The 21,706-nt window shown below is 57.1% G+C and carries 18 protein-coding genes; 11 read left to right on the top strand and 7 right to left on the bottom strand.

Annotated features, from left to right (window positions below):
- Window positions 1-449: 449 nt before the first annotated feature.
- The 3 genes from FN828_RS02300 to ahcY all read right to left on the bottom strand — a co-directional run bounded on the left by FN828_RS02300 (window position 450) and on the right by ahcY (window position 4,695).
- Entirely contained in the window at window positions 450-791 is a 342-nt protein-coding gene (locus tag FN828_RS02300) for a DUF2853 family protein (protein WP_142491755.1), read from the bottom strand.
- A 152-nt stretch (window positions 792-943) separates the two neighbouring features.
- A complete protein-coding gene (locus tag FN828_RS02295; RefSeq protein WP_185958906.1) occupies window positions 944-2,932 on the bottom strand; it encodes a TonB-dependent receptor domain-containing protein in 1,989 nt (662 codons plus the stop codon).
- Between the two features lie 347 nt (window positions 2,933-3,279).
- Window positions 3,280-4,695, bottom strand: a complete 1,416-nt coding sequence (gene ahcY, locus FN828_RS02290; protein ID WP_142491753.1) for an adenosylhomocysteinase — start codon at window positions 4,693-4,695, stop codon at window positions 3,280-3,282.
- Window positions 4,696-4,812: 117 nt separating this feature from the next.
- Between ahcY and FN828_RS02285 the strand changes: the two genes are divergently transcribed.
- Both FN828_RS02285 and FN828_RS02280 read left to right on the top strand, forming a co-directional pair.
- Window positions 4,813-5,502 (top strand): FkbM family methyltransferase, encoded by a 690-nt coding sequence (locus FN828_RS02285; RefSeq protein WP_142491752.1) that lies wholly within the window; start codon window positions 4,813-4,815, stop codon window positions 5,500-5,502.
- A gap of 25 nt (window positions 5,503-5,527) precedes the next feature.
- A complete protein-coding gene (locus FN828_RS02280; protein WP_142491751.1) occupies window positions 5,528-6,124 on the top strand; it encodes an HD domain-containing protein in 597 nt (198 codons plus the stop codon).
- 12 nt (window positions 6,125-6,136) lie between these two features.
- On the opposite strand, the gene FN828_RS02275 is transcribed toward FN828_RS02280, so the two are convergent.
- Both FN828_RS02275 and FN828_RS02270 read right to left on the bottom strand, forming a co-directional pair.
- On the bottom strand, window positions 6,137-6,688 hold the full coding sequence (locus FN828_RS02275) for an ActR/PrrA/RegA family redox response regulator transcription factor (protein ID WP_142491750.1): 552 nt from the start codon (window positions 6,686-6,688) through the stop codon (window positions 6,137-6,139).
- A gap of 81 nt (window positions 6,689-6,769) precedes the next feature.
- Window positions 6,770-7,402 (bottom strand): SCO family protein, encoded by a 633-nt coding sequence (locus FN828_RS02270; RefSeq protein WP_142491749.1) that lies wholly within the window; start codon window positions 7,400-7,402, stop codon window positions 6,770-6,772.
- A 90-nt stretch (window positions 7,403-7,492) separates the two neighbouring features.
- Between FN828_RS02270 and regB the strand changes: the two genes are divergently transcribed.
- The 8 genes from regB to trxA all read left to right on the top strand — a co-directional run bounded on the left by regB (window position 7,493) and on the right by trxA (window position 19,324).
- Window positions 7,493-8,887 (top strand): sensor histidine kinase RegB, encoded by a 1,395-nt coding sequence (gene regB, locus FN828_RS02265; RefSeq protein ID WP_142491748.1) that lies wholly within the window; start codon window positions 7,493-7,495, stop codon window positions 8,885-8,887.
- Window positions 8,888-9,299: 412 nt separating this feature from the next.
- Entirely contained in the window at window positions 9,300-10,481 is a 1,182-nt protein-coding gene (locus FN828_RS02260; RefSeq protein WP_142491747.1) for a PAS-domain containing protein, read from the top strand.
- A gap of 40 nt (window positions 10,482-10,521) precedes the next feature.
- The gene (tsaE, locus tag FN828_RS02255) at window positions 10,522-10,986 is read left to right on the top strand and encodes a tRNA (adenosine(37)-N6)-threonylcarbamoyltransferase complex ATPase subunit type 1 TsaE (protein WP_142491746.1); all 465 of its coding nucleotides are present in this window, start codon (window positions 10,522-10,524) and stop codon (window positions 10,984-10,986) included.
- Window positions 10,983-11,993 (top strand): aminoglycoside phosphotransferase family protein, encoded by a 1,011-nt coding sequence (locus FN828_RS02250; RefSeq protein ID WP_142491745.1) that lies wholly within the window; start codon window positions 10,983-10,985, stop codon window positions 11,991-11,993. The genes tsaE and FN828_RS02250 overlap by 4 nt, the downstream gene beginning before the upstream one ends.
- Window positions 11,975-12,661 (top strand): nucleotidyltransferase family protein, encoded by a 687-nt coding sequence (locus FN828_RS02245; RefSeq protein ID WP_235891370.1) that lies wholly within the window; start codon window positions 11,975-11,977, stop codon window positions 12,659-12,661. Before FN828_RS02250 ends, FN828_RS02245 begins: the two co-directional genes overlap by 19 nt.
- Complete coding sequence (gene addB, locus FN828_RS02240; RefSeq protein ID WP_142491744.1) at window positions 12,654-15,596, top strand: double-strand break repair protein AddB; 2,943 nt, start codon at window positions 12,654-12,656, stop codon at window positions 15,594-15,596. Before FN828_RS02245 ends, addB begins: the two co-directional genes overlap by 8 nt.
- The gene (addA, locus tag FN828_RS02235; protein WP_142491743.1) at window positions 15,586-18,945 is read left to right on the top strand and encodes a double-strand break repair helicase AddA; all 3,360 of its coding nucleotides are present in this window, start codon (window positions 15,586-15,588) and stop codon (window positions 18,943-18,945) included. The genes addB and addA overlap by 11 nt, the downstream gene beginning before the upstream one ends.
- Window positions 18,946-19,003: 58 nt before the next feature.
- Entirely contained in the window at window positions 19,004-19,324 is a 321-nt protein-coding gene (gene trxA / locus FN828_RS02230; protein WP_142491742.1) for a thioredoxin, read from the top strand.
- Between the two features lie 50 nt (window positions 19,325-19,374).
- Here the strand turns inward: trxA and FN828_RS02225 are convergent, their stop codons facing one another.
- A complete protein-coding gene (locus FN828_RS02225) occupies window positions 19,375-20,295 on the bottom strand; it encodes a UDP-N-acetyl glucosamine 2-epimerase (RefSeq protein ID WP_142491741.1) in 921 nt (306 codons plus the stop codon).
- Between the two features lie 112 nt (window positions 20,296-20,407).
- Between FN828_RS02225 and hslV the strand changes: the two genes are divergently transcribed.
- Window positions 20,408-20,968 carry an ATP-dependent protease subunit HslV gene (gene hslV, locus FN828_RS02220; protein WP_142491740.1) on the top strand — a complete coding sequence of 187 codons (561 nt, stop codon included), beginning with the start codon at window positions 20,408-20,410 and terminating at the stop codon, window positions 20,966-20,968.
- Window positions 20,969-20,971: 3 nt separating this feature from the next.
- Here the strand turns inward: hslV and FN828_RS02215 are convergent, their stop codons facing one another.
- The gene (locus FN828_RS02215) at window positions 20,972-21,625 is read right to left on the bottom strand and encodes a helix-turn-helix transcriptional regulator (protein ID WP_185958905.1); all 654 of its coding nucleotides are present in this window, start codon (window positions 21,623-21,625) and stop codon (window positions 20,972-20,974) included.
- Window positions 21,626-21,706 lie beyond the last annotated feature (81 nt).

Below are 21,706 nucleotides of genomic sequence, written 5' to 3'. Positions count from 1 at the left end.
CTTCAATGCGGGGGGTGTCTTCGTGTGCGTCCATAAGGACACTCGTTAAACCCTCGCGAAATCAGCCCGCCAGACGGCCCTCGGCGTAAGCTTACGGATGAAACGCTATGCCAGACGGTTCGCGCAAAGCGGCCCCTATCGGCGCCAATTGATCGGCAAACTGTTCAGCCCGCAGGCATGGGCCGAATTTATTCAGTTTCACCGCGACCGCCGCAATAGATTCAAATAAGTCGGAAGGGCCGGGTACGGATACTCGGCCCTTCCGGTCCCCATGTGCTCCCTACTCACCACACATGAAACTGGATTAGGTCCGGCCATCCTAGCTCGGTTCATCTGTACCCTAGCGCATTTGCCAGCGATTCAGAACGCTTGAATAATTAGAATGCGCTTCAAATGCGCAACGCCCGCCACTGTGGGCGGGCGTGATTGGAAAACCTGACGGATCAGATTTAGCCGTAAACCGACTCTTTGCCGAAATGCTTGACCAGCATGTAATAGACAACAGCGCGGTATTTGTTCCGCTCGGACCGGCCATAGGTTTCGATCACCGAATTAATGGCATCCATCAGGGCAGGGCCATCGGCCAGACCCAGCTTCTTGATCAGGAAATTGTTCTTAACGGTTTCCAGTTCGCTTTCCTGCGAAGCGGCAACCGTCGACGCATCGTCATTGTAAATGGCGGGGCCGCAGCCGATCGTGACCTTGGTCAACAGGTCCATATCCGGCGTCATCCCGCATTTATTTTTCAGATCGTCCGCATATTTCGCGATCAGGTCGTCTCTTTTTCCCATAATTTTGCTCCGATGGCCTTTGGCGTGAGTGTTCGTATGTTTCAGGATGCTGTCCGATAAAGCAAGGACAAGCATCGCCTGAACAGGGGGAAAATGGGCAGGGTTTTACCCCCTGCCCCCATAATTTCGCCCGGCTTCCGCCGTTTTCACGATCAAAACAGGATATTCGTCCCAATATAATACGTCCGGCCCGGCCCGTTCTGATCATTCGACAGCCACGGGACATAGGTCGCGTCGAACAGGTTTGAAATCTTGGCGTTAAGCGTGACGTTATCGGACAGACGATAAATCGCGAACATATCGAAAAGCTCATAATCGCTGTCACGCTGCACCGGGGTTGGGGTGTAAAGCGGCGAATACAGTCCCCCCGAAACATAGTTATACTGCCCGCCAATTGTCAGCCGTTTGTCCATCAAATGCGTGGCAATCCGCAAGGACAGGGTTTGATCCGGCAAATATTGCCCGGCCCCCAGTCCTGCAATCTGGCTGGGCATGTCTGAATCGTTCTTGGTATAAGTCAGCCCCAGTTCATACAGGTCATAGGCATAGTTCAGCTCCAGCTCCAGCCCGCTGGTTTTCGCAGTGCCGGGCAGGTTCACAAACGCAATCCCGGTTTGCCCGAACGCATTCGTAAACGCATTGGGATAAGAGGCAGTCACGTAATCCTCGACGTCCATCTTGTAATAATTCACCCGCCCAGACAGACGATCCCCGGTATTGAACAGGCCGTGGCGATTGATGTTGAACCCAATCTCGTACCCTGTGGATTTCTCCGGGCGCAGATCCGGGTTGGCGATCATCCCCATGCCACCACCGGGATGCGTTCCCCCCAGCATCGTTTCCTGAAGCGTCGGCATCCGGGTTGCTTGTGACCACGTCACATAGGGCTGCATCCAGTCATTCACCTGATAGGCCAGTGTCAGCTTCGGATCGACCGAGTCGTAATCCTGATCAATCCCGCCCTGCGATGCCTGCCCTTTGACGTTATAGGAATTTGCGCGCACACCTGCGGTCACTTCCCAGTTTCCGTTTACGAAAATATTTTCACTGAACAACGCCGCGCGCGTGGTGGTGCCGTCAGTTGGATGCACACCGCCCCCGCTTCCGCCCAGTTCGTCACGGGAAAAGTCGAATCCATTCGCGCTGGTGACGGTCCAGCCACCCAGCGAAAATTCCGACACATTTGTTGCGTTAACACCCGTGGTCCGGGTGGACATCACCCGCCCGATATAGCTGCCAGTACCACCAACATATTCAGCCTCGGTATCCGCGACATAGGCGTTCAAATCCAGATTCCACAGGCTGCCGGAACGGAATTTATACCCCAGCGTGTAGGTGTCGCTGGTTACTTCCTGATCATAGCTGGTGGCGAAAAAATCGGTTTCATAATGGTTCGCCGAAAAGCTCAGGCTTTGACGATCATCAATGTTGAATCCCATCTTGAACAGGGTCGAACGCACATCGGGGCCGGTATTGGCAACCTCTGCCCCATCGCCATCCTCGTAATTATGCGCCTCTGTCCCACTGACAGCGAACAACATGCTGAAACGGTCATCCAGATAGCCAACCGCCAGCATACCTGCGTTTTCATCGCCATTATCGCCATAGCCCAATCGCGCCAGACCACCGAATTTCTGGCCTGCGCGCACCACGTCTTCGGCGGAAATTGTGCGCAGGTTTACCGATCCGGCAATCCCGGACCCGCCCACAGTCGTCACCGCGCCGCGAGTGATGTCGATACTGGACAGCATGTTTTCATCCACATAGGCCGCACTTTGTGCGGTGTGGCCAGTGACCCGATAGTTTTGTGGCACACCATCCACAGACACGGCCACACGGCCCGACCCCTCAAATCCCCGGATATTCACCGAAATCGCCGGGTTTCCGGGGTCTTCCAATGTGAACACCGATGTCTGACGCCGCAGAATATCATCAACCGATGTATTACCGCCGGTATCCTGTAGCTGCTCACCTTCGATATAGCTGGTGTTTTCCCCGGCATAGATCGGTGTTCCGTCTTCGGAATAGCCAATGATGATCCGGCCCAAATAGGCCGCCTCCTGATGATCCTGTGCAATTGCAGGCGCCACAAGCAACAGGGCAAGGGCCGTGCTGGCGGCCAGTTTAAAGCGAAGGTTCATTTCCCAATCCCCAATAGGGACGCATCGCATGATACGCCCGTGTTTCTGTGGACCAGTCGCGATTGGATCATGACAGAAGGACAGAAAACGCCATGTCAGCACCATCGGCTAAGGTCCGATCCGTGCTTGCAGGCAGAAACACCGGGGGTCCGGGGTGGCCGTGGCTGGCATCGCGCGATACCTGTATCGCTGACGGAATAAAATCAACTATTTTTGTCAGGAAATTGAATTCAGAGTGGTAATGCCGCATTTTTGTGGCCCCATTACAACAGCGCACACCACCACAAAGAAAAACCGGCCCGCACTGGCAAAGCGCGGGCCGGTTTCCATAACGTCAGATATATCGCTTAGTAGCGGTAATGTTCCGGTTTGAACGGCCCCTCGGGCGTGACGCCGATATAGTCGGCCTGTTCCTTGGACAGTTGGGACAGTTTCACACCGATCCGCTCCAGATGCAGGCGGGCCACTTTTTCATCCAGATGCTTCGGCAAGATGTAGACCTTGTTTTCGTACTGATCGCCTTTGGTGAACAGCTCGATCTGCGCCAATACCTGATTGGTAAAGCTGGCGGACATCACGAAAGACGGGTGGCCGGTGGCATTCCCAAGGTTCAGCAGGCGACCTTCGGATAGAAGAATGATCCGGCTGCCCGAGGGCATCTGAATCATGTCCACCTGATCCTTGATGTTGGTCCATTTGTGGTTCTTCAGCGCGGCCACCTGAATTTCGTTGTCAAAGTGGCCGATGTTGCCGACGATGGCCATATCCTTCATCTCGCGCATATGCTCGATGCGGATCACGTCCTTGTTGCCGGTGGTGGTGACGAAAATATCAGCGGTGGAAACGGCATCTTCCAGCGTGACCACCTCGAACCCGTCCATCGCCGCCTGAAGGGCGCAGATCGGATCAATTTCGGTCACTTTGACACGCGCACCAGCCCCGCGCAGCGACGCGGCAGAGCCTTTGCCCACATCGCCATAGCCACACACCACGGCCACTTTACCGGCCATCATGGTGTCAGTGGCGCGGCGGATACCGTCGACCAGCGATTCCTTACAGCCATATTTATTGTCGAACTTCGACTTTGTGACCGAATCGTTCACGTTGATCGCCGGGAAAGGCAGGCGGCCTTCGCGGACCAGTTGATACAGGCGGTTCACGCCCGTGGTGGTTTCTTCGGACACGCCTTTGATCTGATCGCGGACCTTGGTGAACCAGCCGGGGCTTTGTTCCATCCGTTTCTTGATCTGCGCCTTGATCACCGCCTCTTCTTCCGAGGATGGGACGGGAATAATATCTTCGCCTGCTTCGGCGCGCGCGCCCAGCAGCACATACAGCGTGGCATCGCCGCCATCATCCAGGATCATGTTCGGCAGATCGTCAAACAAGAAGGATTTATCCAGATAATCCCAATGTTCTTCAAGGGATTGCCCCTTGATCGCGAAAACCGGAACACCCGCCTTGGCAATCGCGGCAGCGGCGTGGTCCTGCGTTGAAAAGATGTTGCACGACGCCCAACGGACATCCGCCCCCAGCGCCACCAGCGTTTCAATCAGAACGGCGGTCTGAATGGTCATGTGCAACGACCCAACGATCCGCGCCCCTTTCAGCGGTTTGCTGTCGCCATATTCGTCACGCAGGGCCATCAGGCCCGGCATTTCGGTTTCGGCAATATCCAGTTCCTTGCGGCCAAAATCGGCTAGGGCGATGTCTTTCACGGTGTAATCGGTCACGGGGCTTGCTCCTGCGGTGTTTGGGGGCATCTATCATTCCTGATGTGATGTAACAATGACTGCCGCCCGGTCAAATTCACGGTCAAATTCTTGCCAAATTAACCGGCTAATGATTGTCTTGGGAAATAGAACGATACGGGCGACATAATGGACATTGTTCACAACAATTCAGCCAGCAACGAATATGGGCAATACTCGGTCCCCGAAGGGTTGGATCATCGCCCCGCTGTGCGGCTGGTCAAATCTGGCGAGGTCTATGAACCCAATACGATCCGTTTTATGCGCGATCATACCGGGACTGGGGATATTATCCATGCCGGAACCTTCTTTGGTGATTTTCTGCCGGGGCTAAGTGCCGCAATGACCAGAGGGGCGCAAATCTGGGCTTTTGAACCGAACCCGAATTCATATGCCCATGCACAGGAAACCATCGCCCTGAACGGGCTGGAAAACGTGACCCTGACCAATGCCGCCCTGTCCAACACAGACGGTCATATCCGGTTTCAAACCCGCGATGCGCAGGGGAATCCGCTGGGTGGGCACAGCCGTTATGTTGAACAGGACGGTCCCGGCGTAGAAACGCTGCCCGCGATCCGGCTGGACAGCGCGGTGCCTGCGGATCGGCAGATTTCCATCCTGCAACTGGATGTCGAAGGCCATGAACGCGCCGCATTAGAAGGGGCTATGGACATCATCGCCCGGTGTCGCCCTATCCTGATACTCGAGGAATTCCGCTATAAACGCTGGATCAAGGCAAAGCTGGGCCATCTGGGATATGAGCTGAAACAAAAGCTGCACGCCAACCGGGTCTTTGCCCCCGCTGACAGGCTGCTATAACCGCGACAAACGACCCGAGGTAACAATGGCAAAGCCCCCCCGCGCATGGCAACGGATGCTGTCCGGCCGCAGGCTGGACCTGCTGGACCCAACCCCGATGGATATCGAAATCGAGGACATCGCCCACGGGTTAGCTTTTGTTGCCCGCTGGAATGGCCAAACCTTTGGGGATTATCCCTATTCCGTGGCAGAGCATTCATTGCTGGTGGAACAGCTTTATTCCCGCATGTACCCCAACGCGCCGGTAAAATGGCAATTGGCCGCGCTGCTGCATGATGCCCCGGAATACGTGATCGGGGATATGATTTCCCCGGTAAAGGCCGCTGTTGGCCCCGGCTATGGTGAACTGGATCACCGCCTGACAGCCGCCATCCACATCCGCTTTGGTCTGCCCGCGCAGATCCCCGCGACGGTCAAGAAACAGATCAAACGGGCGGATAAAATCAGTGCATGGATGGAAGCCACGCAAATCGCAGGGTTTTCGCTTCTCGAAGCGAACAAGTTTTTCGGCAAGCCCGATCCTTCGCTGATCGAAGGCCTGACCATTCAACTGCGCGCACCCGTTGCCGTGCGAAACGATTATACCGCCCGGCACATGGCGCTGTTGGCGCGCATGAAATAAGCACACCCCGCCTTAGCGCGGGGAGCGCTTGGCCAAAATACGCTGAAGTGTGCGGCGGTGCATGTTCAAACGGCGGGCCGTTTCTGAAACATTGCGATCACACAGTTCATAGACACGCTGAATATGTTCCCACCGCACACGGTCCGCGCTCATCGGGTTTTCCGGGGGTGGGGGTAATTCATCTGTCTTTGCCAAAAGCGCGTTGGTGATGTCGGTCGCATCCGCAGGCTTCGACAGATAATCCGTAGCCCCGATTTTTACAGCCGCCACAGCCGTCGCAATCGCGCCGTACCCTGTCAGCACCACAATCCGGCAATCCGGGCGCTTCTCGCGCAGCACCTCGACCACATCCAGACCGTTGCCATCTTCCAGCCGCAGATCACAAACCGCGTATGCAGGCGGGCGAGCCGTGGCGATTGCCCGACCGGCAGCAACCGATCCCGCCGTTTCCACGGCAAAGCCACGCTTTTCCATCGCCTTGGCCAATCGCTTCAGGAACGGCTCGTCATCATCCACAAGGAGAAGAGTCTTATCCTCGCCGAGTTCCTGTAGGTTTTCCGCCATGCGTATCTCCTCCGGGTCAGAACGATGGGTTGAAAATCGTTCTATATCGGCCCGTTGTCTGCGTCAAACATTCGCAGGTGGTTAATGGGCATCCATGAAACACTGTACTTTGTCCGCCATCTGCTCGGGCGCCAGATCCCGGCGGAAAAATTCGACAAATCCTTCGTCCGGGAAAACCAGATAGGTAAAGGTGGAATGGTCCATCAGGTAATATTCCTCGTCGCCTTCTTCCGGTTCCTGTTTCTTGAAATACGTCCGATAGGCTTGGCTGGCGGCCTTTACCTGTTCGGGGGAACCCGTCAGGCCCAGCATCCGGGGATGCAGATTTTCCGTAAAATCACGCAGGGTTTCCGGCGTATCGCGATCTGGATCAATCGAAATAAAGACCGGCTTCACAATCGTGCCGCGGTTTTCCAGAATTTCCACCGCTTCGGCGTTACGGGAATTATCCAACGGGCAAACATCGGGACAGAACGTATAGCCGAAATACAGCAGCGTGGGCTGATCAATCACATCTTTGTCCGTGACGGTGGTGCCGTTTTCATCCACCAGCGTGAACGGACCACCGATCTGCGATGTGCCACCTGCCACGGCCGATGTGCGGCACGCCGCATATTTATCCGCGTCACCCGGCCCCGAGGTCACGAACCATGTGGCCCCCAGCAATCCGGCAATAGCAACGGCAGAGGTAACAGCAATCAGGGTGCGGGACATCGGACTATCCTTCCTCGGGAACATTATTGATCTGTTGTCCATGCATATTTAACACTGAACTGACAAGTTCAACGGGACGAAGCGGCGCAGATGAACCAAACCAACTTTGGCGTACTGAAAGGCCGCGATCGTGGCAACTGGATCAAACTACGGACGATCATCCTGTTACGCTGGGTGGCGATTGCCGGACAGTTGACCGCACTTTTCGTTGCGCAACATATGCTGAACCTGTCGCTGGAATTTGGCCTGTGCGTGCTGGTGGTTTCGGTGTCCGTGGTTGGCAACCTGATTGCCATGTTCATTTTTCCCGAAAGCAAACGCCTGACGGAAACTGAAAACCTGTTGATGGTGCTGTTTGATCTGCTGCAACTTAGCATGTTGCTGTATCTGACCGGCGGCTTGCACAATCCGTTTTCAATCCTGATCCTTGGGCCGGTTACAATCTCGGCCTCGGCTTTGTCGTTGCGATCCACCGTGTTTCTGGGAATTACCGCCATTCTGGCTGTTACGCTCCTGACGGAATTTCACCTGCCGTTGCGCACCGAAGAAGGGTTTATCCTGCGGGTGCCTGAATTGTTCATGTTCGGCAACTGGGTGGCGATCGTCATCGCTGTCATCTTTCTGGGGATATATTCGCGCCGGGTGACGGTTGAAATGCATTCCATGTCAGACGCCTTGCAAGCCACCTATATGGCACTGTCACGGGAACAAAAGCTTACGGATATTGGCGGCATCGTGGCCGCAGCCGCGCATGAACTGGGAACGCCGCTGGCGACGATCAAACTGACCAGCGCGGAACTGATCGAAGAACTGGATGACCGCCCCGAACTGCAAGAGGACGCCCGCCTGATCCGCGATCAGGCAGACCGCTGCCGGGACATCATGCGATCCATGGGCCGCGCCGGAAAAGACGACCTGCACATGCGGCAAGCGCCGCTCAGCGCTGTCATCCGCGAAGCTGCGGAACCCCATATCGCCCGCGGCAAAGAAATTCATATCGAGGATGCGCCAGACGGGCTGAACCCGATGGAACAGCCCAGCATCCTGCGGCGCCCTGAAATCATTCACGGCCTGCGCAACCTGATCCAGAACGGCGTGGATTTTGCCCATGAAAATGTCTGGGTCGAAAGCGAATGGACGGCGGATACGGTTCTGGTGCGGATCATGGATGACGGCAAAGGCTATCCTGCGCATTTGATCGGGCGGATCGGCGATCCGTTTATGCGCCGCAAACGCATCCGCATTGATGCCCAGCGACCAGAATACGAAGGTATGGGGTTGGGGCTGTTCATCGCAAAAACCCTGCTGGAGCGTTCTGGCGCAGAGCTAAGCTTTGCCAATGGCAGCGACCGGCACGCACACCAGAAAGATCACACTCTTCACATTGGCGCTATCGTCGAGGTTGTGTGGCCGCGTGGCAAAATAGACGCACACACCGCCGAAAATGCTATACCGATTGGGGAAAACAAGCCCCTAACCCTATGATACCTTCAATGTTAACAATTTATTAACCAATCAAAAATCAACCTGAACGCGTGATTTATCTGCGGGGGCAGGATGATAGGGTTTTCGGCAATTGTAGTGTCATCATTAATTTCCGCGACAGCAGCGGGGGCGGCGGCCTTTCATTTATTACGCGAAAGGACAAACCCGCGAAATCGGCTGACTTTGCCAGATCAGGATCTGCGATTTTTGTTCAGAGGGTCAGAGCTTGTCAATGTAAGCGGCGGCGGGGAATGGCTGTTTGAAACCGGGCAGGGCATTGGGAAAACGGATTGGGAACAATTACATCATGTGATGGCCCCCCGATTTCCCGGTTTTTTTTGCTGATCCGTCCGACATAGATCGCGATACCATTTCCTGCCCAGCGGATCAGGCAAACGATCCGGCAGAACTGTTGATCGAACGGATCAGGGATTTGGTTCGGGTCACGTTGCTACAGCCGGGTAATCACCACCTGCAACCAGAAGATTTTCACCACAGAAAAATCACCGATCAGCGACTAAAGACGCTGGAATCAGCCGCCGATCACAGCCCTTACCCGGTCTGGAATACCGACCAGAACGGCCAAATCACATGGGCAAATGCCACCTATCTTTTACTGGCTGAAAACGCAGAAATACCGAACCAGGATGGCAATCTTCCTACATTGTTCGATCTGCCGAACATCAAGCCGCCCGCCAACCCACGCACCCGCCTGTCGCTGAACCTGCCGGAAAGCGACAGCAATATCTGGTTCGACATTACCACAGCGGAAACCGGGGCAGGGCGAATGCACTACGCTGTGGACATCAATGCAGTGGTTCAAGCTGAAATCGCCCAGCGCAATTTCGTGCAAACCCTGACCAAGACCTTTGCGCAACTGTCCATAGGTCTGGCCATTTTTGACAGGCGGCGTCAACTGGCGCTGTTCAACCCCGCCCTGATCGACCTGATCGGCCTGTCCCCCGAATACCTGAGCGGCCGGCCCACGTTGCTTAGCTTTTTCGACAAGCTACGCGATAATCAAATCATGCCAGAGCCAAAGAATTACCAAAGCTGGCGCGAAGAGATGCAGGATTTGGTGATGGCCGCCACGGACGGCAAATATATGGAAACGTGGAACCTGTCGAACGGATTGACCTATCGCGTCAGTGGGCGGCCGCATCCTGACGGGGCGATTGCCTTTCTGTTTGAAGACATAAGTTCTGAAATCTCTTTGACCCGGCGTTTCCGATCACAATTAGAGGTGATGCAAACTGTATTCGACGGGCTTCCGCAGGCAATCGCGGTTTTCACGCCTGCCGGGATACTGAACTTTGCCAACGGGGCGTATCGGTCGCAATGGGACAGCGATCCAGACAGCAGTTTCGCGGACATCACGATTGGCGATGCAATCGCCCATTGGCAAAGCTACTGCACACCGAAAACGGACCTGTCCCCGCTTCAATCTGGCACCGTAACTGAACTTAATCTGCCTTTGAAAACGGGGGGCACGCTCAACTGCCGTGTAAGTCCGCTGATCGGTGGAAATTTCGCGGTCATCTTCGGCGAGCGCAGTCAAACAGCACCCCGCGCAACACTGAAACGGATTGCCTGAACCCGCTTGCGGGTAGCGTGTGGTCAGGTATCTTTGCCGCATGGCAAACGCGCGATTTGAAACCCGTTTTTTCACCCCCGAAGACACCAGCCGCTTTGCCCGCGCGATGGGCGAACGGTTGCACCCCGGTGACGTCATCCTGCTGGAAGGTGGGATTGGCGCGGGAAAAACGCATTTTGCCCGCAGTCTGATTCAATCGCTTCTGCCAGAACCCGAAGACGTGCCTTCGCCCACATTCACCTTGGTTCAGGTGTATGACGGACCGGACTGTGAAATCTGGCACGCGGATTTGTACCGCCTGACGGACCCGAACGAAGCAATCGAACTGGGGCTAGAGGACGCGTTTCAGGATGCAATCTGTCTGGTGGAATGGCCCGACCGCCTGTCTGACCTGACCCCGCAAAACGCGCTGACGCTTAGTTTCAGCGCCCTGCCAGATGACAGCCGGGAACTGGTGGCCACTGGCAGCGATGAATGGGCCGAACGGCTAAAGGATTTACTATGACGGATAGGGCTGTTTTAGCGGATCGGTTTCTTGCAGGAACCGATTGGGCCGGAGCGCAGCGTGGATTGTTGGCTGGGGATGCCTCGAACCGGCGGTATGAACGGCTGCGAATGGGCGATCAGACCGCGGTATTGATGGATGCCCCGCCAGAAAAGGGCGAAGATGTCCGCCCGTTTTTACGGATTGCGCGGTTTCTTGGGGGGTGTGGACTTAGCGCACCCGAAATTCTGGCCGAAGATGCCGAACACGGTTTCCTGTTGCTAGAGGATTTGGGCGACGACCTGTTCGCGCGGGTCGTCCTGCGCGACCCGGCGCTGGAACACCCGATGTATCAGGCGGCCACCGATGTTCTGATCCATCTGCACCAATCGAATCCGCCAACGTTAGAGCCATATTCCCCTGCTTATATGACCGAAATGGCCGGTCTGGCCTGGGAGTGGTACAGACGCGGAATTCTGGGGGATGATGCTGGAAAATCCCAGTTCGAGGCGGCGTTTCTGCCCATCCTGCAAACCCATGCACCGGATCAAAGCGTTTTGATCCAGCGGGATTACCACGCCGAAAACCTGCTATGGCTGCCGGATCGCACCGGGGTTCAGCGCGTCGGGTTGCTGGATTTCCAAGACGCCCGAACGGGGCATCCGGCCTATGATCTGGTATCCCTGCTGAAAGATGCCCGCCGGGATGTTCCTGCGGCCATAGAAAATGCGATGATTGCCCATTATGTCACCGCCACCGGCACGGATGCGGCGGCGTTCACTGCCGCCTATCAGGTGTTGGGCGTCCAGCGGAACCTGCGGATTTTGGGTGTGTTCGCCCGGCTGTCGCTGCATTTCAACAAGCCGCATTATGTGGATCTGATCCCGCGCGTCTGGGATCATACGATGCGCGGATTGGACCACCCGGCCTTGGCCCCGGTTGCGGATATGGTGCGGGATTTGCCTGCGCCCACCGATGCCGCCCTGAAGCAACTAAAGGAACAGGCCGGATGCGTCCCGACTCTGTAATGCTATTTGCCGCCGGGTTCGGCACCCGGATGGGCGAACTGACCGCCAATCGCCCGAAACCGCTGATCCCCGTGGCAGGTAAAGCCCTGATTGATCACGCCTTGGAACAGGTGCAGGCGATCCAGCCGCGCCGCGTGGTTGCCAACCTGCATTACCTGCCGGATCAGATACGCACCCATCTGGCAGGGCAGGACATCGCGTTTTCGGACGAAAGCAATCAAATCTTGGAAACCGGCGGCGGGCTGCGCGCTGCGTTGCCCTTGCTGGGGGACGCGCCGGTTTTCACGATGAACACAGATGCCGTTTGGCAGGGACCGAATGCGCTGCACCTGTTGCAGGATTCGTGGAACCCGGACCGGATGGATGCGCTATTGCTGTGTATTCCCCGTGAAAACGCCGTGGGCCATGCCGGACAGGGCGATTTTCTGCTGGACGGGCAGGGGCGTCTGACCCGTGGTCCCGGTCTGGTCTATTCCGGGGTGCAGATTTTGAAAACCGACGGGCTGGCGAGCATAGCCGATGATGCGTTTTCGCTCAATCTGCTGTGGAATCAGATGTTGGCGCAGGGCCGTCTGTATGGGCTGACCTACCCCGGAAAATGGTGTGATGTCGGCCACCCCGAAGGGATCGCTTTGGCCGAAAACATGATTGGGTATCGACATGTTTGACCCTTCTGACAAACCGCGCGTTTACGGTGTGCCGCTGGGCGTGGATTTTCCCCGCGCTTTGGTCAACGGGATGCGAGACAAATTTACCGGGGCGGCCCCGGATCGCTTGGCCCGTGTTCAGTTGATCCTCAACACCAGACGAATGCAGCGCCGAGTCCGCGAATTGTTCGATACTGGCCCCGCGCTGCTGTTGCCGCGACTACAGCTTGTGACCGATCTGGCGCTTGGGGCGGGGTTGCCGCAAATACCAACCGCCGTACCCGCACTGCGGCGGCGGTTGGAAATTACGCAACTGGTTTCAATCCTGCTGGAACGCGAACCCGAGCTGGCGCCCCGGTCGTCGCTTTATGATCTGGCCGACAGTCTGGCCGCGCTGCTGGATGAAATGCACGGCGAAGGCGTGCCTCCCGCCACGATACAGTCCTTGGATGTCAGCGATGAATCCGGCCATTGGAAACGGTCGTTGCGGTTTTTGGAAATCGTACAGCACTATTTTGCGGATGCGCAAAACGCCCCGGACAAAGAAAGCCGTCAGCGCATGGTGATCGAGGCCTTGGCCGCGCTTTGGCAGGATGCGCCACCGCAAAACCCGATCATTATCGCGGGGTCTACCGGGTCGCGCGGCACAACCATGTTGTTGATGAAAGCGGTGGCAAAGCTGCCGCAAGGCGCGATCATTCTGCCCGGCTATGATTTTGACATGCCAGACAGCGGTTGGCAGGATCTGGATGACGCCCTGACCGCAGAAGACCACCCGCAATATCGGTTCCGCAAATTGATGACGGAATTAGGGATCACGCCGCAAGATGTGCAACAATGGGGCAGTGACACGCCTGCATCTGCACCGCGCAATGCGCTTGTTTCCCTGGCTCTGCGTCCGGCGCCCGTTACGGATCAATGGCTGGCCGAAGGTCCGGCACTCAAAAACCTGCCGGACGCCATGCAACAGGTGACGCTGGTCGAAGCCCCATCCGCGCGGGACGAGGCGCTGGCCATCGCCATGCGCCTGCGCCAAGCTGCCGAAGACGGCACCACAGCCGCGCTGATTACCCCGGATCGTATGCTGACGCGGCAGGTTTCAGCCGCCTTGTCCCGCTGGAATATCCTGCCCGATGACAGTGCCGGAACGCCCCTGCAACTCAGCCCTCCGGGGCGGTTCTTGCGCCATGTTGCAGCCCTGTTTCACCAAAAACTAACTGCCGAGGCATTGTTAACCCTACTATCCCACCCGCTGACCCATTCGGGGGGCGAACGGGGAACGCATTTGCTGCTGACCCGTGAACTGGAGCTGCATATTCGGCGCAACGGCATTCCTTTCCCGGATGCGGATCATTTGCGCGGCTTTGCGGCGGGGCAAAAATTCGACCTTGCCGCCCAATGGGCGGAATGGGTGATTTCCTGCTTTGTGGGGCAAGATGGTGAAATATCATCGCTGACCGATTGGCTGGAACGGCATATGGCGCTGGCCGAAGCCATCGCAGATGGATCGGTGCCCGCCCAGCAATCCGAATTGTGGAAAGAAGACGCCGGGCGCACCGCACGCAGCACCGTTGCAGAATTAGAAGCCGAAGCAAGCTATGGCGGTGACATGTCCGCCCGTGATTATGCCGATCTGTTTGGTGCAATCCTGTCCCGCCAAGAGGTACGCAATCCCGATCTGCCGCATCCGAACCTCCTAATCTGGGGAACGCTGGAAGCCCGCGTTCAGGGGGCCGATCTGCTTGTTCTGGCCGGGCTGAACGAAGGAAGCTGGCCCGAAGCCCCGTCGCCCGATCCGTGGTTAAACCGCCGTATGCGGCTGGATTCGGGTCTGTTATTGCCCGAGCGGCGCATTGGTCTGTCGGCCCATGATTTCCAGCAAGCCATCGCTGCGCCGCAGGTCTGGCTGACCCGTTCAATCCGATCGGATGATGCGGAAACCGTGCCGTCCCGCTGGCTGAACCGGATCATGAACCTGCTGAACGGGCTGCCCAATCAGGGTGGCGCCACAGCACTGGCTGATGCAAAATCACGCGGATCTGATTGGTTGCGCAAAGTCCGCAAGCTGGAAGAGCCGGGCAAAACAGACCCCGCCCCGCGCCCGTCCCCCATGCCGCCGGTCGATGCGCGGCCACGGGAAATGTCTGTTACGGATATTCGCAACCTGATCCGCGACCCTTATGCAATCTATGCCAAGCGCGTGTTGCGGCTGCGCCCGCTGGACCCGCTGATGAAAGCCCCCGATGCACTGCTGCGCGGCACCGTGGTGCATGAAGTTTTTGAAACCTTCATCCGCGACACGCGTGACACCCCCGAAAATCTGACCGCCCAACGCCTGACGCAGATCGCCGCCGATACATTGGCGGAAATCGTCCCGTGGCCGGATATTCGCAACCTGTGGGCCGCGCGGGTCAATCGGGTTGCCGATTGGTTTGTTCTGAATGAACAAACCCGGCGCAAGGTAACGCATCCCGCGCAGTTGGAAATTTCAGGCAAGGCCACAATCCCCCATCTAGGGTTTACCCTGAAGGCCAAGGCGGACCGGATTGATCTGGATGAAACCGGACAGGCCTATTTGTACGATTACAAAACCTCGACCCCGCCATCGAAGAAACAGCAAACCGAATTTGACAAACAATTGCTGCTAGAAGCCGCGATGGTCGAAAAGGGGGGTTTTGATCCGATGGGGCCGCTGAAGGTGGCGCAAGCGGTCTATATCGGGTTAGGTGCCACCCCCAAAGAGGAAGCCGCCCCATTGGGCGACGAACCTGTTCCCGTCGTCTGGGCGCGGTTTGAGAAGCTGATTTCAGCCTATTTAGAGCCTGAAACAGGCTTCACCGCCCGCCGCGCCATGTTCAGCGAAAAAGACATATCTGACTATGATCCGCTGTCCCGATTTGGCGAATGGGATTTAACGGTAAACCCGACAAAAGAGGATCTGAGCAATGCGGGATGAAGCAACCCAAGCCCAGGTTCACGCCGCTCGGCCCGATTGGTCCACGTGGTTATCCGCGAACGCCGGATCGGGCAAAACGCGGGTGCTGACAGATCGCGTGGCGCGGCTCTTGCTGCTAAAAGTCCAGCCCCAGCATATTTTGTGCCTGACCTACACCAAGGCCGCCGCCAGCGAAATGCAGAACCGCCTGTTCAAACGGTTGGGCGAATGGGCCATGCTGCCCGATGCCGATCTGCGCAAGGAACTGGATGAACTGGGCATCGAAGGCGCGATTGACGATGCCGCGCTGCGCAACGCCCGTACGCTGTTTGCCCGCGCCATCGAAACGCCCGGCGGGTTGAAAATCCAAACCATCCACTCTTTCTGTTCGTCCCTGTTGCGGCGTTTTCCGCTAGAGGCGCGGGTCAGCCCGCAATTCAAGGAAACGGAAGACCGCGCCGCCGCGTTACTGCGCGAAGATGTGCTGCGTGATCTGTCAGACGGCCCAGATCAGGCCAAGGTCGCCGGTATCGCAACCTATGTCACGGCAAACGACTTTTCCAACCTGACGCGGGATATCGTTTCGCGCCGATCCGAATTTTCCCGGTTTCTGAATTGGGCGCAGTGCTTGGAATTCTTCGACCTGCCCAGTGATTATTCGGAAGCCGCGCTTTTGGATCAAGTCTTTCTGGGGGGCGAGGACGAGCTGATTGCAAAACTGATTACCAAGCTGCAAGGGGGAAAATCCTCGGATCAGGGGGCGGCAGAAAAACTGTTGCGGATCACCGGGCGCAATTTGTCTGCACTGTCCGATATGGAAGGCGTTTTCCTGACGGGTGGCAGCGCAAAATCACCGTTTTCAGCTAAGATAGGCTCTTTCCCGACCAAAGATTTGCGCGGTGACATCGCTGATATGATGCCGCAGCTCGAAGCGTTGATGTTACGGGTTGAAGACGCCCGTACCCGTCGGCTGGCACTGGCAGCGGCCCGAAAAACCGCCGCACTGCATGATTTTGCCAGCGTGTTTTTACCCGCCTATGAACAGCGCAAACAGGAACGAAGCTGGTTGGATTTTGACGATCTGATCCTGCGGGCGCGGGATTTGTTGACCGATCCGGCAGTGGCCGCGTGGGTTTTGTACCGTCTGGATGGCGGGATTGATCACATTTTGGTGGACGAGGCACAGGACACCAGCCCCGCGCAATGGCAGGTGATCGAACTGCTGGCGCAGGAATTCACCAGCGGCGAAGGTGCCCGCCCCGGCATTCCGCGCACGATTTTCGTGGTCGGGGACAAGAAGCAATCCATCTATTCCTTCCAAGGTGCCGATCCCGGCGAATTTGACCGGATGCAACGGGATTTCAGCGACCGTCTGAACCGCACAGACCGCCCATTGGCGCGGTTGGAGCTAAAGTATTCCTTCCGGTCTTCGGCGGCGATTTTGGGCTTGGTCGATCAGGTGTTTCAGGATCACGAGGACTCGGGCTTTCCTGCGGATGGCGAACACCGCGCGTTCAAGGACCAGATGCCGGGACGGGTGGACATCTGGCCCGTGATCACCCCCAGCAAGGATGACGAAACCGAAGATTGGTTTGAACCCGTCGACAGGTTGGGCCAAAAACACCACGCGCTGCAACTGGGCGAACAGGTGACCGACGCCATCAAAGCCCTGATCGACCAGCGCCACCCGATCCCCGAAGAAATCGGACGCAGCGGCACCTATCGGATGCGTGCGGTGCGCCCCGGCGATTTTCTGATCCTTGTGCGGCGGCGTTCTGATCTGTTTGCCGAAATCATCCGCGCCTGCAAGGATCGTAAACTGGACGTCGCCGGGGCCGACCGGCTAAAGGTTGGCGCTGAACTGGCGGTCAAGGATCTGGCGGCGTTGCTGTCTTTCCTGTCGACACCCGAGGACAGCTTTAATCTGGCTGTGGCGCTGAAATCACCGCTGTTTGGCTGGACCGAAAAGCAGCTATTCCAACTGGCACATGGCCGCAAACAACCCCTGTTATGGGAAGCCATGCGCGCCCGGCGCGATGAATTCCCGGATGAAATGGCCGTTCTGGACGATCTGCGCGACAATACCGATTTCCTGCGGCCCTATGATCTGATCGAACGCATTTTGACCCGCCACAATGGGCGGAAAAACCTGTTGGCGCGTCTGGGGATCGAAGCCGAGGACGGCATAAACGCCTTTCTGTCACAGGCGTTGGCCTTTGAACAAAACTCTATCCCCAGCCTGAAGGGGTTTCTGGAATGGATGGTGACGGACAATCTGGAAATCAAACGCCAGATGGACAGCGCCGAAGATCAGATTCGTGTGATGACGGTTCACGGCGCCAAAGGTCTGGAAGCGCCGATTGTCATTATGCCCGATACGCTGAACCGCCGTCCCCCACCCAAAGGTGAATTACAGGTAGCGGACGGCGTTGCCGCATGGCGCACTGCATCCGCCGACACACCCCCGCTGCTGGAACAGGCCAAGGCCGCTGAAACCGCACGGGAAGAGGCCGAGCGCGACCGCCTGTTATATGTGGCCATGACACGCGCGGAAAAATGGCTGATCGTTGCCGGGGCCGGGGACGTAAAAGACGGTGATGGCAGTTGGTACGACAAGATCAAAATCGCAGCGCTGAAAAAGGGGGCGCAAACCGCGCAAATGCCAACCGGCGAAGGGTTGTGCCTGACGCATGGGGATTGGTCTGGCACCGTCGATACGGAAACCGCAAAAACCCCTGTATCAGAGCCTGTTTTGGATGCGATTTTCACCAATCCTGTAGCACCGCCGGTCAAACCTGTCGGAACGCTTAGCCCCTCGGATTTGGGTGGGGCCAAGGCGCTACCCGGCGAAGCGGGGGTGGATGAGGAAACCGCAAAACTGCGCGGCACACGGCTTCACCTGATGCTGGAACATTTCCCCGGCGCGGACCCGGCCCATTGGCCGCGCATGGCCGCAACAATCTGCGACAACGCGCCGGAAACCGCAGAACTGCTGGCCGAAGCCAGCGCCGTTGTCACCGCCCCTGATCTGACCCCGATCTTTAGCCCCGATGCGCTGGCCGAAGTTCCCGTAACCGCGGATTTGGCAATCCTGAAGGGGCAGCGCATTCATGGTGTCATCGACCGGCTGATTATTTTACCGGACCGGATTATTGCCGTGGATTTCAAATCCAACGCGGTTGTGCCGCAATCGGTGGACCGCGTTCCCGATGGTCTGCTGCGCCAGATGGGGGCCTATGCCTATGTTCTGCAACAAATTTACCCGGATCGCCCCATTGAAACCGCTATCCTGTGGACCCGCACCGCAACCCTGATGCACCTGCCCCACGAATTAGTTACTGCGGCACTTAGGTCTGCCGCGCTCCCTTGACGGTGGGGGGTTGGCTTTCTAGGTTCCTGTTCAAACCCACTCTTTCAGGAGAAGACTCATGGCCACTGTTGCCGTAACCGATGCGACCTTCGACGCCGAAGTGAAAAATTCCGATATCCCCGTTGTGGTGGATTTCTGGGCTGAATGGTGCGGCCCCTGCAAACAGATCGGCCCGGCATTGGAAGAACTGGCCGCCGAAATGGAAGGCAAGGTCAAAATCGCCAAGGTCGATGTGGACCAGAACCCGAATTCGGCTGCTGCAATGGGCGTGCGTGGCATCCCCGCGCTGTTCATCTTCAAGGATGGTCAGGTCGTGTCCAACCGCGCAGGCGCAGCACCCAAAGCTTCGCTGCAAGCATGGATTCAGGATTCGATCTGATCCATCCGAAAGCCAGAATTTCAAAAGCCCCGGTTTTTGCCGGGGTTTTTTCATTCAATCGGCCACCCTGCGCGGCGCAAAGCGGCGGCGATTTTTTCTTCGGCCCCGGCGCGGCCCGCGTTGATGGACATGTCCTGCCAGAACCAGTGGATGTAACGCGCATAATCCGGCTGCATATCCCGCACGGTATCAAACGCGTTCGCCACCCCCATATGGGCCACGCTGGCCGCGATGTGATGGAAATCACTTTGGGCAAACAACACGCAGGGCTTGCCAAAGAAATATCCGTTGAACGCCACCGATGAATTCTGTGTCACAACATAATCACAGCGTTGCAGCAGATCGTTCATCCCCCCTTGCCGCAAGGACAGATTGGAAAACCGCTGTTCCAGTTGCTCCAGTCGTTTCTGTTCTTCGCGTGAATATGTTTCTGATGGGTGTAGCGTTGCGATCACGCGCTTTTTCGGATCGTGCTGCAACACCGATGCAATCATTTCAACCGGACTGACAAGCTGGAATGACCGCCGTTCCAGCAACCGGCCCTGAAGCGGAACATAGATAAATCCATCGCGGCTGGTCTGTGTTGCTGCGTCACCAAACAAGTGGTTTTGCCAACGCCGATAGAATGTTTTCGCCTTTTTAGGGTCTGTTTTGTCAGGATCAAACCGTGTTTGCGCCACCCGCCAGTTCCAGCGTTCGTTCGTGGGTTCAATCGCCCAGAACGGATAATGATAAACCCGCCGAAACGTCAGCCCCCTGTCCGTGGTCGGTTGTTCCATGTGAAACAATGCGTATCCGCCTCGCGCCCTGCTGGCCGCGCGTTCCAGATCGGAATTGGAATGAAACGCCACGGAAAACCCGGCGGATTGCACCACCGAAACTAGTTTTCCAATGAAGTTATGCGTTCCCTTTTGGGCGCTGTCTCGCAGCCCATCCTCAAGATAGAAACGCAGGGTTTTCTGCTCGCTCATGACCGTAGGCTAGCGCCGGGATCGGGGGCGGGCAAGCGCCAGTAACAGGCGGCAACCCTTGTGCGTCCGGCGTACAGGTTCCATATAGGCCAACAAGCAAACGGAGGGCGCGATGGCGGACGATAAATTCCCCGGATGGCACGGCACCACAATCATCGGTGTGAAAAAAGACGGCGAAGTCGTGATTGCAGGCGACGGGCAGGTATCGCTGGGTCAAACAGTGATCAAGGGAACCGCCCGCAAGGTGCGCCGCCTGTCGCCCGGCGGATATGACGTGGTGGCCGGGTTCGCCGGATCAACCGCCGATGCCTTTACCCTGCTGGAACGGCTAGAGGCAAAACTGGAAGCTACGCCCGGCCAACTGGCCCGTGCCAGCGTAGAACTGGCAAAGGACTGGCGCACCGATAAATACCTGCAAAAGCTGGAAGCGATGCTGATCGTGTCCGACGGCGCGGATATTTTCGTGATCACCGGCGCGGGCGACGTTCTGGAACCCGAACATGATGTGACGGCGATCGGATCGGGTGGCAACTATGCGCTGGCCGCCGCGCGGGCATTGATGGACAGCGACCAAAGCGCCGAACAAATCGCCCGCAAGGCAATGGGCATCGCCGCTGACATCTGCGTTTACACCAACGGCAATCTGACCGTGGAAACCATCCGCAAAAGCTAGGGGTTAATACGAATCTTCCCAGTCTTGCCTTTCCTCAATGGCCCCCTGGATCAGATCCGCCCGCCGGGCGCTGAAATCACCGGCGTGAACACGCAGGCCGTGAATTTCTTTGACAAAGAATTTCCTGTGGGCCTGCCGCTTTTCACACCATGCCAAAAGCTGAATCCCAGTCGCGGGATGCACGATTTCGATGGGAAGCACCCGGCGCGATGTTTTTTGCCCCTTCAGGTCCGTATAATCAAACGATACCGGGCGCGAAAACAGGCAAGCATCGTGCAAAACCGACAGGCCCCGCGCATCCTCGGCTTCTGATGTGTGGTACTGCCGCATTGGGCGATAAAGCTGATGCAGTTCCAACAGCTTTTCTGCTTCGGGCAGAATTTGGCCGATATCCGCAATCATTCTTTGGCAATCCTGCTTCAAAACAGGATCGGTTCCCGCGTTTAACCCGGCCAAATTGCGGATGATCAACGCCAACTGCCCCCGTGGCAGCGCCGCAAGCGCCGGTAAATCCAACGCCGCGCCTGATGCTGCCCCCGGCAGGGCCGCCATCCCAAGCGCAGCCCCAGCAAACTGCCGACGCGACAGGCCGGACCCCGCAGGCGGGTCCGCGTTCTTACGTCGATTGGCAAAAAAATCTTGAATAAATCGTAGCAATTTCATGCCCGATAGATAGCACATCGCGGCATTTGTCAGAAGCTATTTCATGGCGGGTTGAAGGACATGCACGTACCGCTT

Source organism: Thalassovita litoralis (assembly GCF_900182725.1).
Taxonomy (GTDB): domain Bacteria; phylum Pseudomonadota; class Alphaproteobacteria; order Rhodobacterales; family Rhodobacteraceae; genus Thalassobius; species Thalassobius litoralis.
The sequence above is the reverse complement of the archived record's forward strand: the minus strand, read 5'-3'. Positions and strand labels throughout refer to the sequence as shown.

Coding starts and splice junctions, on each gene's coding strand:
- tsaE (WP_142491746.1), top strand. CDS start 10,522: ATGGCAAACGCGCGATTTGAAACCCGTTTTTTCACCCCCGAAGACACC.
- FN828_RS02280 (WP_142491751.1), top strand. CDS start 5,528: ATGGCAAAGCCCCCCCGCGCATGGCAACGGATGCTGTCCGGCCGCAGG.
- FN828_RS02245 (WP_235891370.1), top strand. CDS start 11,975: ATGCGTCCCGACTCTGTAATGCTATTTGCCGCCGGGTTCGGCACCCGG.
- regB (WP_142491748.1), top strand. CDS start 7,493: ATGAACCAAACCAACTTTGGCGTACTGAAAGGCCGCGATCGTGGCAAC.
- addB (WP_142491744.1), top strand. CDS start 12,654: ATGTTTGACCCTTCTGACAAACCGCGCGTTTACGGTGTGCCGCTGGGC.
- FN828_RS02225 (WP_142491741.1), bottom strand. CDS start 20,295: ATGAGCGAGCAGAAAACCCTGCGTTTCTATCTTGAGGATGGGCTGCGA.
- hslV (WP_142491740.1), top strand. CDS start 20,408: ATGGCGGACGATAAATTCCCCGGATGGCACGGCACCACAATCATCGGT.
- FN828_RS02250 (WP_142491745.1), top strand. CDS start 10,983: ATGACGGATAGGGCTGTTTTAGCGGATCGGTTTCTTGCAGGAACCGAT.
- trxA (WP_142491742.1), top strand. CDS start 19,004: ATGGCCACTGTTGCCGTAACCGATGCGACCTTCGACGCCGAAGTGAAA.
- FN828_RS02285 (WP_142491752.1), top strand. CDS start 4,813: ATGGACATTGTTCACAACAATTCAGCCAGCAACGAATATGGGCAATAC.
- FN828_RS02270 (WP_142491749.1), bottom strand. CDS start 7,402: ATGTCCCGCACCCTGATTGCTGTTACCTCTGCCGTTGCTATTGCCGGA.
- addA (WP_142491743.1), top strand. CDS start 15,586: ATGCGGGATGAAGCAACCCAAGCCCAGGTTCACGCCGCTCGGCCCGAT.
- FN828_RS02275 (WP_142491750.1), bottom strand. CDS start 6,688: ATGGCGGAAAACCTACAGGAACTCGGCGAGGATAAGACTCTTCTCCTT.
- FN828_RS02295 (WP_185958906.1), bottom strand. CDS start 2,932: ATGAACCTTCGCTTTAAACTGGCCGCCAGCACGGCCCTTGCCCTGTTG.
- FN828_RS02300 (WP_142491755.1), bottom strand. CDS start 791: ATGGGAAAAAGAGACGACCTGATCGCGAAATATGCGGACGATCTGAAA.
- ahcY (WP_142491753.1), bottom strand. CDS start 4,695: ATGCCCCCAAACACCGCAGGAGCAAGCCCCGTGACCGATTACACCGTG.